The sequence below is a fragment of the Weizmannia sp. FSL W8-0401 genome, from assembly GCF_038009125.1.
GTDB lineage: Bacteria > Bacillota > Bacilli > Bacillales > Bacillaceae_C > Weizmannia > Weizmannia coagulans.
Map to the genome: position 1 here is coordinate 2,678,119 of NZ_JBBPAG010000001.1, position 15,922 is coordinate 2,694,040.

Sequence of the window (15,922 nt, forward strand, 5' to 3'; positions counted from 1 at the left end):
GCAAAAAAACCATCATGTTTCCCCGCTTTGTGCATATGTATCGTAAAAAAGAAAGGAATGGCGCCATGACAAAATGGGATCAAAAAATGGATTGGCTTATCAATAGGCTCAAACAGGACCAGTCTTCTGATGGTTCATGGGCCTATCCGTTCGACACCGGCATCACAACCGATGCCTACATGATCATTCTGTTAAGGACGCTGGCGGTTCAGGAAGACCAATTGATCCGGGGGCTCGCGCAAAGAATTTTAAGCAAACAGTCCGATAACGGGGCATGGAAGCTTTTCGCCGATGAAGAAAACGGCGGCAATCTTTCTGCGACAGTTGAAGCATATTACGCCTGCAGCTTTGCGGGCGCTCATCCGGGAAGCGGCGGGTGACACACGAACGCGTGAAGCATGGGTGCCGTTTTGTAATCATAACTGGTTCACTCCAAATTGGTTTTGTTCATTAACATGTCCAATTTAGATGAAAAAAACGCTGTATTTTCTGGAAGGCACTGAAAAAGTTAGAATGCAAGAAAACGGTGAGGCACTTATTAATGGTGGAGTCCTGCCAGTTTTTTAGGCTTTTCCGGCGGTGGTTCTTAGGCATACTTTCGTGAAAAACAGCAAAATTACACAAAATTTTCTATTTTTTATTCTGCTTTTCGATTATACTTATATGTAACGGCTCTCTATTACCCATGGCTTGCGGCTCCCGCTGTTAAAAGCAGGTAAAAAGGCAGAAGAAAACATTCAAAAGGGGATTGAGATGATTTCTACATTACTTAAATCGTTAGGTTACGTAAAAGGCGAACCGCTCACTTTCTTGTCCAAAAGGATTTGCGGGCTGTGGCTGGTCTGGATTGCAGCGGTCATTCTCGTGGGCACCCTTTTCGGAGGAGCACAAATGATCAGCATCCCGATTTTTGCTACCGGTTATTTTCTCGGATTTGCCTTGATCCTGGCAAACAAGTGGGTTTACAAAAAGCTGGCATTCGGCCGTCCAAGCCGCTTTCAAAATCGAATGACCGTGATTTCAATTTTCCTGGCTGTACTTTTACTCATTGGAATGGGCGGGCCTTTTTTTGCCTCGCATCAATACCGGATGATCTGGCTTGCGGCCTTTTTGGCATTCGGCATCCACTTTTTCCCGTTTGCCGCCGTGCACGGAAAAATCATGCTGCCGCTTGGTGCCCTTTGTTCGGCAAACGCCATTGCCGGCATGCTGCTTTCAAACGTCCCTTTCACTACTTTCGCTTATGCGGATGTAGCGGTCATGGGCATTTTTGGGATCATTTTATTGCGTTCTAAAAACCCGCTAACCCTGGAAAAAACGGTATCAGAAACTTTAAAAGCAGATAAACCGTAATGAAAATGGCAAATAAAGCAGCGATACCTTCTATTGTCCGGGAATCGCCGCTTTTTCTCATGAAAGCTGAAATTTTTGCTCATAGGAATGGCGGAAAAATTCCGGGTCATCAGCAACAGCTGAATGATTTATGATTTGTTTTCCAGGTAAAAGTTCACTTCCAGTACAATGGGTTTGTCCGGTTTTACAAGGATCAGCCCTTCTTTCGTGTTCAGCGCTTCGTTTTTCGCGACCCATGGTTCGATGCAGACGAAAGGCGCATCCCCTTCCACCCAAACGACAGTGTAACGGAAATGTTCGTCTGCTTCAATGGCGAGATCCTTTGTGGCATGGAAAGCTGCCTTTACTGAACCACCTTCAAATATCACGGATTCTTTTAATCCCGCCATCTCCAGTTTCCCAGTAAGTGGCTTTTCTTTGTGGCCATTGTAATCGAAATAAGTTGTTGCAGCGGTCTCCAGTTCCAGCGCTTTATCCCGGATGGCAAAGTATGGATGGAATCCCGGGCAAATCGGCATCGGGCCTGTTTGTTTATTGCAAAATTAAAGTGCAGAGATGTGCAAAATTTCTATGCAAATGGTTATGCAGAGGGGCTTTACATGGAGGGGTAGCCATGATAACCTGTTTGGGTTTGCCAAATCTGTTACAGCTGGCCGCTTGGCAAAAGAATCATGGCTGCAGAGGCTCCATGTCAAGCCCTTAATAGCGAGAATTCAGATTGAATTTTTATGCGGTATAAACGAATTTATATACTGCAATACTCTGCACTTTTTTCTTGCAAAAAACACAGGGGAACAAATCGGCGTGAAAGATCAACATTTGCTTAGAAGCGTAGTAACTTGGTATGAGGCAAATGCATTCGGGATCCCGAAGTCCGGATCAAATCAGCTGCTTACAGTAACAACAATGAATTGATGTACAACATACTTTTGCTGTCATTTGCAGTTTCATTGGGAAGACCTGGATTCGGTTTTAATCAGCTCTGAGGAGTAAAAATTTTTCGTGATAATTTAACTATTCCCCCCAAAAATGCGGCTAAATATGTAATAATTTAAATAATTAGAGCTTGCTGGACGAATATTTTGGCATGGCTTAGTGACAAGTCGAATACAAGCTAAAATTTGATTCGTTCAGCAAGCCCTAATTAAACTTGGCTGTTTTGAGGGGGTTTTTATTTTGGTTACTAGAAAAGAAAAAAGAAATCGTGAAAAAGAAGCAAATTATTTTTTCGAGTTCCTTAAAATTCAGAAGCATTTTTTCAAAGACCTGATGAATAACCTAAAAAAGGTAGCAGACCACCGACATCAAAGCTATATCACTTATGGTCCAGAGGTCCTTTTATTTACGATGATGTTGAAAAATATGACCGGCCTAAAATCCATGAGAAACATGAGTGAGAGTTTTAATAAAGAAGAATGTATTAAAAATGTAGGGAAGGTGTTAGGCTTAGATTCTCTTGAAGAACTTCCACATTATGATACAATTAACGACTTTTTATCTGGCTTAGATGTAAATGAATTAGAAAAAATTAGAACGTATATGATTAAAGAATTATTGAAAAAAAGGTCTCTCGAGTCTTATCGAATTGAAGGAAAGTACTGGGGTGTCATCATTGATGGAACTGGATTACACACCTTTCATGAGAAACATTGTAAACACTGCCTGAGACGGGCATATACAAATAAAGAAACAGGAGAAACGAACGTACTTTATATGCACCATGTACTTGAAGCCAAGCTTGTCGTGGGGGATATGGTCTTCAGTATTGCCTCCGAATTTATCGAAAATGAATCAGAAAATGTTTCTAAGCAAGATTGTGAATTAAAAGCCTTCGACAGGCTGGCAAAGAAAATAAAAAAAATATTTAAAAGACTACCGATTTGTATCTTGGGAGATAGTCTCTATGCATGTGAAACGGTATTTAATCTGTGCAGGGCGCACAAATGGAAATATATATGCAGATTTAAGGAAGGGAGAATTAAAAGTATCTCGACGGAGTTTAAGGCAATAAAAGAGCTGGAACAAAGTAAGGATCAGAATTCATTAGTTTGGGTGAATGATATTGCCTACAAAGACAGAACGGTCAATCTGATGGAGGCCACAATGAAAACAGAGGATGGGAAATCGAAAGAGTATGTATTTATAACGGATATTAAAATCACGAAAAAGAACGTGGAACGACTCATCGCTGCAGGAAGAAGCCGCTGGAAGATTGAAAATCAAGGATTTAACGAACAAAAAAATAATCGTTACAATATAGAACATGCCAATAGCCAAAACTACACAGCCATGAAAAATCATTATTTATTAGTTCAAATAACAGATATTATTAGACAGCTGTTTGAAAAAGGTTCGTCAATCTTAAAAGCACTCAAAAAAACGGCAAAAGAAAAATCCTCAAATCTGTTGGAATCGTTTCGGACACGTATTTTAACAGACGAGGATTTCACCCATTTAAGTAAGCCAATACAAGTAAGGTTTACTTAATGGTTATATTATAGCAAAGGATGTGATGTAAAAAAAGGTTTTTTTGAAGTTATCCACAATTTTAAAAAAGAAATTTGCAAATTCGGCTCTTTTTGACTTTGAAAGCAGAAAAAATAGATGGAAAAATTTTCTAAATGTGGATAAGTCATTTTATCATAAAACATCTAAAAATTGATGAATTTACTCTTCAGAACTGCCAAAGTGATTGCACAGCTGATTAAGGACGGGCGATACTCCGTACCCAATCTCCTGGACGGCATTTATGCCGAACTGAGAGAAGGCGCCAAATTAAGAGATCAGCTCGTTAAACAGCTTATGATCACAGATGGCCGTATTCAAAACGTTATTCAGCGCTACTTTCCGGAGTTTTTTGACGTATTTAAAGACTGGGAAGGCAAAACGGCCCTTTGTACCTTAAAAAGTTTTCCATTTCCTTCACAAATCAAGGAAATGACTCCTGAAGAAGTGCTTGAGAAATGGAAGACACAGGTTAAAAGAGGTGTCGGCATCAAAAAGGCAACAAAGCTTGTGGAAGCAGCCAGAAAGAGTATTGGCATTCAAGCTGGCATGAAGTTTGCCAAACGGGAAATAGACTGCCTGCTTGAGCAGTATGAGCTTTACAATCAACAAATCCAACAGTTGGATCAAGAACTGGAAAGCCTGGTAGAAGATCTCCCGGGAGCCAGGCAAATGATGGCTATCCCAGGTCTGGGAAAGACCACAGTCGCTTTATTTTTCGCTGAGGTGGGTGACATTACAAAGTATAGCCACCCCCAACAGCTTGTAAATTTAGCAGGGCTCTCATTGAAAGAACATAGTTCAGGGAAGTTTAAAGGGCAAACAACCATCACCAAACGGGGAAGAAAGAGGCTTCGAAGAGCCTTGTATCTGGCAATTCGCCCGCTGGTTGTGCACAATCCGGCGTTTAAAGCCCTGCACCAATATTATACAAAGCGCCCTAAACACCCGTTGAAGAAACAGCAGTCACTCATAGCCTTGTGTTGTAAGTTATTGCGTGTCCTATTTGCCATTGGCAACAAGCAATGCGATTTTGATGGGGCAAAATTATTGCAAGGATTGCCTCAAATAGAAACATTACAGGTAGCTTAAAAAAGCAAGGTAGCTCTTAAATACAGCTTTATTCCGAATAAAAACACCAATAGTGCAGAGCCGGAGTTTATTTATTCCATTCGGGCATTATGACCCAGTCGAGGAGCATATCCGGCCTCCACCTCATGGATACGCAGGACGAAGGAATGTGTGGACCCCGATCCTGGGAGACATAGGAGGGTGAGCGACCGTGAGTTGTGTGGAGATATTATGCACGGTTATACCTTTTCGTTTACCAAATATATCCAATTTGGTTGTTAGGATGGACCTTACCCTGCAAGAAAATTCTGCTTATATCTATTTAGAGGTGTGACAACGATTAGGTGTAAATCAAATACCTATGAAATTTGGAGAATATGCGAGTAAATGAGAGATAATTGAACTTTATTGAAGGAGGATCCCTCATTTGCATGAATGATGCTTACACACCTACCGCGCTATCGCTTGGTTTCCCCCACCTTTTGAGAGCGATCTATGGATCATTCACAAAAGGTGGGGGTTCAATTTTGCCTACAATAATTTTACTCATACGTAAACCGGTTACTATAAGAAGCCTGTGATATTTTATTTCTTTAATTAATTCTCATGACATAAACTATAGGAGAAGCTTATTCCTTCTTTTTCAATAAAAAAGCAAGTGGAGAAGTTTTTTACTATTTCTCCACTTGCTACTCTTATTTGAAAGTTTCATACGATTGTTTGTGAATAGTAGTTTAAAAAATTCGGTTCAATTGTTCTTCCACTTGTGCTTTTACTTCATTTACTTTCCTTTGATCCGGTTGATCTAATCCTAACAAATAGACGAGTATTCCACGCATAGCCGTTAACCGGTTTTCAGCTTGGTCGAAAATAATGGAAAGATCAGAATCCATCACTTCATCCGTTACTTCTTCACCTCTCGTTGCTGGTAGACAATGCATAAATTTTGCATGGGGTGCTGCTTTTTTCATCATATCCATCGTAACTTGGTACTTCGGATAAAAAATAGCCATCCGCTTTTCTTTCGGTAATTCTGCATCGTATAATCCATACCATACATCCGTGTAAATGAAATCTGCATCTTTTAAAGCCTCTTCTTCATCATCGGTGATAAGATAGCTACCACCTGATACTTTGCAATTCTCGTCCAATATTTTTGTATGCTCTTCCCGAAGTTGGTAGCCCTTCGGACCAAAATGAACGAAATTCATTCCCATTTTTGTTGCAATAAAACCGAGGGAAGCACAAACTTGGGTTGCATCTCCAACGAATACAACTTTACAATCTTCTAATTTCTTGCCTTCTGGAAGATGTTCAATCATCGTGATGATATCTCCCATTTCTTGTGTCGGATGGTTGTAATCGGACATACCATTAATTACAGGAATCGTAGAATTTTTAGCTAGGTTTACGATCGAATTATGTCTATTTACCCGAGCCATTAAAATATCTACTAATCTTGAAAGTACTTTTGCTGTATCATACTCATTTTCATGTACACCTAATTGAATTTGACCAGGAGCCAAATATTGTGCATGTCCACCAAGTTGTTCCATTGCTGTTTCAAAAGAGACACGAGTTCTTGTTGATGTTTGTTCGAAGATCATACCTAACGTTTTATTTTTTAATAAAGGTGGATAGTATCCTACTTTGACACTCTTTTTTAATACGAGAGATAGATTAACAATATCCATTAATTCTTCTTTAGTAAAGTCATTTGTATCAATAAAATCTTTTACTGCCATCTTGCATTCCTCCAATCTGTTTTATTAGGTTAATTAGTAATTTTAATAACATCCACTTTGATTAAAATTCGTTCATTTCCTCGACAATTAATGTACCGGCTTTTCCATTTAAAGCAGCTAACGAATTTTCTAAAGAAGTAATAATTGCCTTTCTTCTCTTTCCACTCTTAACAAATTGTACAGCGGCTTGAACCTTCGGAAGCATACTTCCAGAAGCAAAGTGACCATCTTCACAATAAGTAACGGCCTCTTTAATTGTTAACTTAGACAAATTCTTCTGGTTACTTTTTCCCCAATTTATTGCAACCCGATCTACGGCAGTTAAAATCAATAAATAATCAGCATCAACCATTTCAGCTAGTTTTGCAGAAGCCAAATCTTTGTCAATTATCGCTGGGACACTTTTATATTTAGTGCTTTCCTGAATAACAGGAATTCCACCTCCCCCACAAGCGATAACAATATTTCCCTGCTTGATAAGTTGATCAATGATTGACATCTCCACAATCCCAACCGGTTTTGGTGAAGCAACCATTTTCCGATAGCCTCTGCCGGCATCATTGGCATAAACTTCATCAGGATGGGTTCTCATTAGGACTTTTGCTGTTTCTTCGTCGTAATAAACGCCAATCGGTTTCGTTGGGTTTTTAAAGGATGGGTCTTCCTTTTTTACGATAACCTGTGTTATTACAGTAACAACATTCGCTGGAAATCCTTGATTTTTCAGCTCTCCAATCAGTTCATTTTGTAAATGGAAACCGATGTATCCTTGACTCATCGCCGTGCATTCTGGCAAATCCATCATCGGAATTTTTCCATCCACTTTTGATGACTTCTCAAAAGCAAGTTGAATCATCCCTACTTGCGGACCGTTACCATGAGTCAAAATAATTTCATGTCCATCTTTAATCAATTGGACAAGTGATGAGACAGCTCCCTGAATATTGTGTTTTTGCTCATCGGGCGTATTGCCAAGTGCATTCCCCCCCAATGCAACGACAATCCTTGACATGAAACTTCACCTTCTAACCTAATTTTTTCCTGATTCGCCCCCTAGTTCAATGGCATACTCGGGGGCGAGTGTTTCTATCCTTTTATTTCTTTACTTTCCCTGAAGGTTGTTGTTGTGTAATACAATGAATATTTCCTCCACCTAATAAGATTTCTCTTGCATAAATTCCTACAACTTTTCTATCTGGATAAAGCTCTTTTAAAAGATTTATTGCCTTCTCATCGTTTGGGTCATTAAATTGAGGAACGATTACTCCTCCGTTTGCTGTATAATAATTAACATAAGATGCAGCTAAGCGATCTCCTTCCTTCCGTGGTAAAGTACCTGCAACAGCATCGACCCCTTCACTTTCTTCTTTCGTAATTAAAACTGGGGAAGGGACATGCAATTTATGCACTTTTAATTTTCTTCCTTTTGCATCAGTTTCATTCGTTAAAATATCGTACGCTTCTTTGGAAATTTCGTATTGAGGATCATTTTTATCATCTGTCCAAGCTAACACAACTTCTCCTGGACGAACAAAATTACAAATATTGTCTACATGGCCATTCGTTTCATCTAAGTAAATGCCTCGTTTCAACCAAATTACTTTTTCCAAGTTTAAATATTCTTTTAAGGTGTTTTCTATTTCTTCCTTCGTTAAGTGCGGATTCCGTCCAGGGCTAAGGAGACACTCTTCAGTCGTAATCAACGTCCCCTCTCCATCTACATGAATTGAACCACCTTCAAGTACAAAATCATCTAAACGATACCGATCAATCCTTTCAATTTCACAAACCTTTTGAGCGACTTGATCATCCGCATCCCAAGGAAAATACAATCCGTCAACAAGACCTCCCCATGCGTTAAAGGACCAATCGACTCCACGTACTTCTCCTGTTTCATCATTGACAACAAAGGTCGGACCACAATCTCGCATCCATGAATCGTCATTGGACATTTCAATTACACGAATATGATCAGGAAGCATATTCCTTGCGTTCCTATATTGTTGACGGCTAACTACGACGGTGACAGGTTCAAATTCAGCAATCGCAGCTGCTACTTGCACGAACACCCTTTGTGCTGGTTTTCCACCATTCCTCCAGTTATCGGGACGTTCGGGCCAAATAATCCAACAACCATCGTGATGTTCAAATTCCCCTGGCATTCGAAATCCATCTTTTTTAGGTGTACTTGTTAAAGTTTTCACTTTTAAAGTTCTCCTTTCCTGTTTTTGTTAATGTTTTTGTTTCATACTTTGGCTTACAACAATTTCACCAATCACTACTGCTAAGATCGTTCCAATCAATAATGGCAACTTTAATGAGAGTTCTTCACTACTTGTATTGAGTGGAACAACTGTAAAAAATAATGATGCAATTAACATAATTAAAGGTACATACGTATAAACCTTGATTAACCCATCGCTTCCTTTTACTTTATAAGGTCGTTTTCGGTCCGGATCAATCTGCCTTAATTTCAAAAAGGCTGGAAACATAAATGTATAGGAAGCAAGCAATGTAACCAAATTTAAAGCAAAGAAATTCCAGAATATATTTTCTAATCCAAAGTGAGTCATAATTGGCGCTATTAGCACAAGTATGGAAGCAATGATTCCATTAAGCAATTGACTTCCAACTGGCATATCCGTTTTTTTACTTTTCCAACGGAAGATTTTTGGTAAACTATGATTTTCACTTGCATAGAGGGCTACATAATTGACTCCGTATGACCAAGAAATTAAGTTTGCTCCCAAGGTAAAGAAAAACATTAAACCAACAATTGTAATAAACCATTCACCACCGGAACCGATTAAAATCGTAAGACTATCTAACAATCCGCTATCCGTGTTTAATTCATCGTATGGAATAGCAACACCGACACCAAATGCCGCTAACAAATAGAAAATAGCAATAAGCACTCCTCCGATTATTAGAGCCTTCGGAATTTCCTTTTGTGGGTTATTCATTTCCCCTGCGACAGATGTAACAACTTCAAAACCAAGGAAGTTAAAAATAATAACCGAGATAAATGAAAGACTATATAAATCAAAGGATGGAAGCATGTTTTGTACGGTATATTCATTGGCAACGCCCTTCGTGATCGCGATATAGATCCCGATTCCTCCTAAACTTAACATGATTAACACTTTAAAAATGGCTGCAATATTTAAAATCCACTTACTTTCGGATATTCGAAAGAAACCGATCATAACAACAACCCATATAAATAATAAGGAAATTATAATCGATGTTACTGTTCCAAATTCGTGCCCGGAAATTTGTGTGAAAATCTTAGGAACAAGAACTGCTAATGAACTCATCCACAACGGAAAGTTCAACCAATAATACCAGGCAACTCTTCCCCCATTTTTCGGACCAAAGGCTCGTTTCACCCAGTCATAAATTCCACCTTCACCATCATAAGTTGTCCCTAATTCCGCAGAAATCAATCCGTAAGGAAGAAAAAATGCTATCAATAACAATGCCCACCAAAAAAATTGTGAAGGACCGATCGCAGCTGAAGGAGCTACAGACTCTACGACTAATATAACTGTTACCGATAAAAGAACCGAATCAAATAGGCGAAGCTTTTTTTTCTCTTCCAATTGTTTTCACCCCAATTTTTAGAAAGTGTTAGTAAGATCAATCATTTTTTATGATCCTTTATAAACATCCTGCAGAATGTTTCACAATTACATTATAAATCGTTTCCAATCTTATTAAAATATGTTTCAACCATTTTGAATTTAAGTTAAAATAATAAAAAAAAATTTCGATTTGCGATATATGTTTCGCGATTTTTGTTATTTTTTTCACAATATGTAAAAAACGTTTCAAAACATGAAACAATTTTCATTTAAATTACATATCTCTTCCTATATTTGATAACGTACGTTTATTAGTAAAGGAGCGTCAAAAAATGCATAAAAAAACTCGATCCGTTTGGATTGAGTTTAAATGTTTTCTTAATTTGCTCTTTTTGTAGGACTTATTGGACAGCCCATTTATTTCTAAGATACTATTAAAAAATTATTCGTAATGGGGAATTCTTGATTCAAATTGATTATTTTGTTCAATATAACGGTAAGCTAACATTTCTATTAGGCAAATCATAGAAACTCGGGATGTTAAATCAATAGTATTAATTTTTAAGAAGTCGGCAAATATATATAGATTATAATGGCTAAGATTTTGAATAGAATTATTATTTGCAGAGGTAATTGATATAACGGTTGCCTTCGTCCTTACCTTAACTTGTTCAATATTTTCAATTAATTCTTTGTCTTCACCTCCATAGGAAAAAACGAATACAAGATCCGAATCTCGAATACCGTTAATTAACATTTTTCGAAAGTAATGATCTTCTGGAAAAGCGACTTCAAATCCAAGCCCGGAAAATAAGTATTCGAAATAATGCGCTACGCTTTTATTCAATCCTCTTGCCATAACAACAAGGCGAGGATTTTCGTTTAAATAATTAATAATTTCATCCACTTTATCTATATCAAGAACCCGTACGGATTCGTAAATATTTTTTAAATATTCCGCTCTATATTTTTCTTGAGTTACAAGAAAAGGATTGTAATTTTCTTGAATGTCAGGGTCCATATACTTTAAAATAGAAATAAAATCACTATATCCAGAAAAACCAATTTTGCGTAAAAAGCGAATAATGGTCGCAGGTGAGGAATAACATTTAGCAGCAAAATCCCGAATCGTCATTTTTTTTACTTCTTCCATATTATGGATAATATAGTTATAAAGTTCAATTTCATTTCTACTTAAATTTTTTATGTGTTTCGTTGTAATTTGAAAAAAATCCATTTTTTTCACCTCACTTATGTCAATTTGAAGTGAATCTTATCTTGGTAATCGTTTCATACAAGCTGAAATATAAATGTTCGTTTGACTTCCCATTGCATTTGTTCAAACTAGGGGAAAAATGTTTATATATAAACATTTTATCATAAAAATTGTATGAAAAGATAACGTTTTTATAGTCGAGCTTTTTGCGATGTACTGATTTTCTAGATTAGATTAAAAAAATTTACTCTAAAATTTTACCACATTTTCATTTTTAGGTATGATTTTCTATGCTTTTCCTGCCTTTAATGGTTTGTGTGTCTATTTTTTTACAAAAAAGGGCATACGAATCCTGTTGTCTTATCCACATTTTTTTTGCTTGTGGATATCTTTTTTACTTTTACTTATTCACATGTGGATAATTTTTTATACAGCACAAACAAGACTCCTCATATTTTGTGCTTGTTTTTCTTTTATTCTGCCTAGCGCCATGGCTAACATCACACAAATAGCTAATCCGCATCATACGGTCATTTTCTTTATCCCTCGTATCGTGTGATTTTCAAAACCAAACACCTGATCAATGCGGCTATTTACTCGTTCAACTGCTGTTCTTTTGTTGTATTCTCTTTTCCATTTGTAGCTGGCACGGTCAATTGGCGTAAATATTCTCCGGTCTTCTGAAAGCGGAATTCGAACGCCATTTACTGTTTTTTGCAAGAAAAAAGTGCAGAGTATTGCAGTATATAAATTCGTTTATACCGCATAAAAATTCAATCTGAATTCTCGCTATTAAGGGCTTGACATGGAGCCTCTGCAGCCATGATTCTTTTGCCAAGCGGCCAGCTGTAACAGATTTGGCAAACCCAAACAGGTTATCATGGCTACCCCTCCATGTAAAGCCCCTCTGCATAACCATTTGCATAGAAATTTTGCACATCTCTGCACTTTAATTTTGCAATAAACAATTTACCACCGGGCACTTTCCCATCCCCTCACAATTCATGCCATATTGTTTGGCGGGACAAAGTTTTCTTATGGTATTTCGATCTTTATCAAATCCACCACATGCCATTTCTCGTTCGATTCCTGTTGATGGACAATGACAAAATACATTCCCTTTATAATTATAGGTTACATTTTGTTTGTTATCCTGAATTATTCACAGAAATTCAGAAACTTATTATAACTTATGGATTACCAAGCCTTTTCGGCTTTATTGTAATTCATTAAAAAAATGAAAAAAGAATCCATTTCTGTTAAAGTTAAAGTAACCAAAACAAAAACCAAACAGAAAGGACTCTTTATATGGTTACTTTAACGCAAAAAACACTTGATTTCAATCATAAAATTAAATTGTCAAATGATGGAGGTTCTCTTTCCTCCGATACAGGTGAGTTTCTTTTTAGAGAATTCGATGAAAAAATTGGTTTTTCAAAGACTTTAGTTAAGTACTTGAGACTTAACGATTCAAGGAAATATTATCTTCATTCAAATGAAAACTTGTTACGTCAAAAAGTCTATCAACTCATTGCCGGGTATGCGGAAGATGATGCGGCTGATCAGTTGACTCATGATCCTGTGTTTAAGGAAATCATTGAAACTCCAACACTTGCTTCCCAGCCCAGTTTGTCTCGCTTTTATACACGATTTGATAAAGATTCAATTGAACAATTAAATCTGGCTAACCAAGAAATGCTTGATAAGATTCATTGTTTTCGACAATCGAAAGAGTTATTTATCGACTTGGATTCGACTCATTCGGATACATATGGGGACCAAGAATCTTCGTCATATAATACTCATTATGGCACGATGGGTTTTCATCCATTAGTCGCCTTTGATGGTGCGACTGGTGACTTTTTGAAAGCACAACTCCGTCCCGGAAATGTTTATACATCAAATGGTGTGGTGGAATTTATTCGGCCTCTCATTAAACATTATAACGAAATGTTTCCGGAAACTACCCTGTTTCTTCGTGGAGATAGCGGGTTTGCTGTTCCGGGATTATACGATCTGTGTGAAGAAGAATCTGTTTTGTATATTATTCGGTTGAAATCGAATTCACAACTACAAAGTTTAGCGAAGGAATACCATCCTTCTTCCGCACCTTTAGATGTTTCCAAGACGGAAACCTATTATGAAGAAACGATTTACCAAGCAAAATCATGGTCAAAACCAAGAAGGGTGATTATTCAATCGGTACGTCCTGCAGGTGAGCTGTTCTTTACCCATTCCTTTTTTGTTACTAACTTTGAATTAGCTTTTCCTCAAGATATCGTCCGAGCTTATCAAAAAAGAGGGACGATGGAAAACTATATCAAAGAAGCAAAAAATGGCTTTTACTTTGATCATATGAATAGCCACGCTTTTCTAGTGAACGAAGTAAAAATGATGTTAACACTTCTTGCATATAATTTGACCAATTGGTTACGAACTCTTTGTTTTCCGGAAGGTCAAAAAACTATGCAAATTGATACGATACGTACTCGGTTAATTAAAGCGGCAAGTAAAGTCGTGAAATCAGGCAGGTCATTTTACTTCAAACACATCCGAGTTTTGTGTATCAAAATTTCTTTTGGGATGTACTGAATCGAATTCAAAAACTACAATTGGAATGACCAATAGAATACTTCTCATAACTGAAAAAATAAATTTTTCAGTCAAGGGGCAAGTATGCCCAAAATACCAGAGTTGTTCTATTGAAAATTCAGTTATTTTATGAATTGGCTACGGTTCTTAATTAAATACCGTTATTTTCAACTAATTTAACAAAATTTATCAAATGGGATTTGTAGCTATGAATATTTCAGGGTTATTTAGGGCTTGCTGAACGAATCAGATTTAGTCAGATACAAGCCAAATTCCGATTATCAAAATGGAAAATAGTGTTGTGTAAAAAAATAAAAAAATAACTTTCCGCTCCAGATTCAGTATGAGAAATTGAAGGGATTTCGCTGGTCTCCTGAAGGCGTGCTCGAATAAGTCCCAGCCCATACTTTCGCTTCCCTTCGCCAAATTTGCCTTCAACGGCATTACGTTCAGAGGCATCCTGCCTTGCGACGCGTTCCAAGGTTTTGTCTTCCGTTCTGGATGGGCGTCCTAACCTTGGCCCACTCAGACGAATGCCAAGAGATTTGCAGTATGCCAGATTATTACGGTTTCGGTAAATTTTATCTGCCAAGATCGCTTCCGGATAAAATCCGAACCGGTTGTAGTAGTTTTCAACAGATTCCTTGAGAGTGGTCCCTTCATTGTAATTTTCCCAGTCGAGGTGCTCAATCAAGGCATAACCATCTACGACACTGATGGCGACTTTTGAACCGAACTCCACGTTCGCTTTTGCCTTGCCACGCACAATTGGACGGACGTGCGGCTGGGAAGTGCTTACAATCCGGTGTGTTTTCTTTTTGTACATTTCTGCCTGTTGGCGGTAAAGTTCATGAATCACGAGAAGTTGCCTGTATTCATCTTTGCTCAAAAGAGACAGAGAGCTTTGGGAAACAAGATTTTTAATGATCTCCAGATCCCGTTTCACATACCCGAGCTGTTTGCCCACAGCTTTCCGGATTTTCCGGGCGGCAGCTTTACGTTTCTTAGCGACAGAAAGATAGTCCTTGCGGGCTCTTTTTCTGTAGGTCCGTGGCTTACGTAATTTCCTTTTGTGTGGTTCATGCAGGACATCAACGATATGCTCCAATTTCTCACGGGCTTCGTTCAACAACCCAAGGTCTGTAGGGTAAGCAATATCAGTCGGTGCACAGGTTGCGTTCAGAATGAGCTTTCCTTTGTTCTGCGTTTTAGGAGAGACCGATTCAGTTGAGTCTCTTCCGAAGCAGGACCAGAAGGTTAATGATCACCACTACCATGATCGTCATCAACGTCATCATCATTGTCGTCGTGATGATCATCATCGTTGCTCTTTTCCTCTTCCAATTGACGTTTTTGTTCTTCCAAGACGATCCATTCATTCAGTTCGTTGATGATATTTGCGCCCAAACGTTTTCTAAAACGAGTCATCAGAGAATGGTCGAATGGGGCTTTTTCCTGGAATTCAGGCAAGCCGATAAAATACTGAAGATACGGGTTTTCTGTGATCTGTTCGACTGTTTCCCGGTCAGACAGCCCAAGCCGTTCTTTGATATAAAGAGCCCCAAGAGCGATTCTGACAGAATAAGCCTTTTCGCCTTTGAATTTTTTCTTGAAGGACTTGGCATACTTTTCTTCCGCCTTCCACCACGGAATTATTTCAGCAAGACGGACCCAGCGATTTTCTTTATTTCATTTTCCACCGAAGGGTAGAAAAAAATCATCTACAAAAGTTAATTGATGTTCGGTCTTTTTGTACATCGCAAAAGCCTCCAAGTGCAAGGTTTTTTACATGTTTCCTATGAAATCCATACACTTTATATTCGACAAAAATAGCCAAAATCCTTGTCAAATCTGGA

General features: G+C 38.0%; 10 protein-coding genes and 3 pseudogenes. 6 read left to right on the forward strand and 7 right to left on the reverse strand.

Annotation, left to right across the window (positions count from 1 at the left end):
- Positions 1 to 65 precede the first annotated feature (65 nt).
- The 3 genes from NSU00_RS13130 to NSU00_RS13140 all read left to right on the forward strand — a co-directional run bounded on the left by NSU00_RS13130 (position 66) and on the right by NSU00_RS13140 (position 1,487).
- A complete protein-coding gene (locus tag NSU00_RS13130; RefSeq protein WP_340702965.1) occupies positions 66 to 380 on the forward strand; it encodes a hypothetical protein in 315 nt (104 codons plus the stop codon).
- A gap of 373 nt (positions 381 to 753) precedes the next feature.
- Positions 754 to 1,353, forward strand: coding sequence for a DUF6609 family protein (locus tag NSU00_RS13135; protein ID WP_340702966.1), 600 nt, complete (start codon positions 754 to 756; stop codon positions 1,351 to 1,353).
- Positions 1,353 to 1,487, forward strand: coding sequence for a hypothetical protein (locus tag NSU00_RS13140; RefSeq protein WP_017554043.1), 135 nt, complete (start codon positions 1,353 to 1,355; stop codon positions 1,485 to 1,487). Before NSU00_RS13135 ends, NSU00_RS13140 begins: the two co-directional genes overlap by 1 nt.
- Here the strand turns inward: NSU00_RS13140 and NSU00_RS13145 are convergent.
- Entirely contained in the window at positions 1,482 to 1,871 is a 390-nt protein-coding gene (locus NSU00_RS13145; protein WP_019720136.1) for a hypothetical protein, read from the reverse strand. The genes NSU00_RS13140 and NSU00_RS13145 overlap by 6 nt on opposite strands.
- A 658-nt stretch (positions 1,872 to 2,529) precedes the next feature.
- Here NSU00_RS13145 and NSU00_RS13150 point away from each other — a divergent pair.
- Both NSU00_RS13150 and NSU00_RS13155 read left to right on the forward strand, forming a co-directional pair.
- Positions 2,530 to 3,840, forward strand: coding sequence for a transposase family protein (locus tag NSU00_RS13150; protein WP_013858128.1), 1,311 nt, complete (start codon positions 2,530 to 2,532; stop codon positions 3,838 to 3,840).
- Between the two features lie 189 nt (positions 3,841 to 4,029).
- Positions 4,030 to 4,950: pseudogene (locus NSU00_RS13155) on the forward strand (IS110 family transposase); the annotation flags it as partial.
- A gap of 713 nt (positions 4,951 to 5,663) precedes the next feature.
- Here the strand turns inward: NSU00_RS13155 and ptcA are convergent.
- From ptcA to NSU00_RS13180, 5 genes are all read right to left on the reverse strand, one after another.
- Positions 5,664 to 6,674, reverse strand: coding sequence for a putrescine carbamoyltransferase (ptcA, locus tag NSU00_RS13160; RefSeq protein WP_340703786.1), 1,011 nt, complete (start codon positions 6,672 to 6,674; stop codon positions 5,664 to 5,666).
- Positions 6,675 to 6,735: 61 nt separating this feature from the next.
- A complete protein-coding gene (gene arcC, locus NSU00_RS13165; RefSeq protein WP_340703787.1) occupies positions 6,736 to 7,686 on the reverse strand; it encodes a carbamate kinase in 951 nt (316 codons plus the stop codon).
- An 82-nt stretch (positions 7,687 to 7,768) separates the two neighbouring features.
- A complete protein-coding gene (gene aguA, locus NSU00_RS13170) occupies positions 7,769 to 8,836 on the reverse strand; it encodes an agmatine deiminase (RefSeq protein ID WP_445684503.1) in 1,068 nt (355 codons plus the stop codon).
- Positions 8,837 to 8,905: 69 nt separating this feature from the next.
- Positions 8,906 to 10,276 (reverse strand): APC family permease, encoded by a 1,371-nt coding sequence (locus NSU00_RS13175; RefSeq protein WP_340703789.1) that lies wholly within the window; start codon positions 10,274 to 10,276, stop codon positions 8,906 to 8,908.
- Between the two features lie 424 nt (positions 10,277 to 10,700).
- Complete coding sequence (locus NSU00_RS13180; RefSeq protein ID WP_340703790.1) at positions 10,701 to 11,495, reverse strand: MurR/RpiR family transcriptional regulator; 795 nt, start codon at positions 11,493 to 11,495, stop codon at positions 10,701 to 10,703.
- A gap of 1,287 nt (positions 11,496 to 12,782) precedes the next feature.
- On the opposite strand from NSU00_RS13180, the pseudogene NSU00_RS13190 reads away from it, so the two are divergent.
- Positions 12,783 to 14,095 (forward strand): annotated as a pseudogene (locus tag NSU00_RS13190) (IS1380-like element ISBco1 family transposase).
- Positions 14,096 to 14,322: 227 nt separating this feature from the next.
- Here the strand turns inward: NSU00_RS13190 and NSU00_RS13195 are convergent.
- A pseudogene (locus NSU00_RS13195) lies at positions 14,323 to 15,824 on the reverse strand (IS5 family transposase).
- Between the last annotated feature and the right edge of the window lie 98 nt (positions 15,825 to 15,922).

Coding starts and splice junctions, on each gene's coding strand:
- aguA (WP_445684503.1), bottom strand. CDS start 8,836: ATGCCAGGGGAATTTGAACATCACGATGGTTGTTGGATTATTTGGCCC.
- ptcA (WP_340703786.1), bottom strand. CDS start 6,674: ATGGCAGTAAAAGATTTTATTGATACAAATGACTTTACTAAAGAAGAA.
- NSU00_RS13140 (WP_017554043.1), top strand. CDS start 1,353: ATGAAAATGGCAAATAAAGCAGCGATACCTTCTATTGTCCGGGAATCG.
- NSU00_RS13180 (WP_340703790.1), bottom strand. CDS start 11,495: ATGGATTTTTTTCAAATTACAACGAAACACATAAAAAATTTAAGTAGA.
- NSU00_RS13130 (WP_340702965.1), top strand. CDS start 66: ATGACAAAATGGGATCAAAAAATGGATTGGCTTATCAATAGGCTCAAA.
- arcC (WP_340703787.1), bottom strand. CDS start 7,686: ATGTCAAGGATTGTCGTTGCATTGGGGGGGAATGCACTTGGCAATACG.
- NSU00_RS13135 (WP_340702966.1), top strand. CDS start 754: ATGATTTCTACATTACTTAAATCGTTAGGTTACGTAAAAGGCGAACCG.
- NSU00_RS13145 (WP_019720136.1), bottom strand. CDS start 1,871: ATGCCGATTTGCCCGGGATTCCATCCATACTTTGCCATCCGGGATAAA.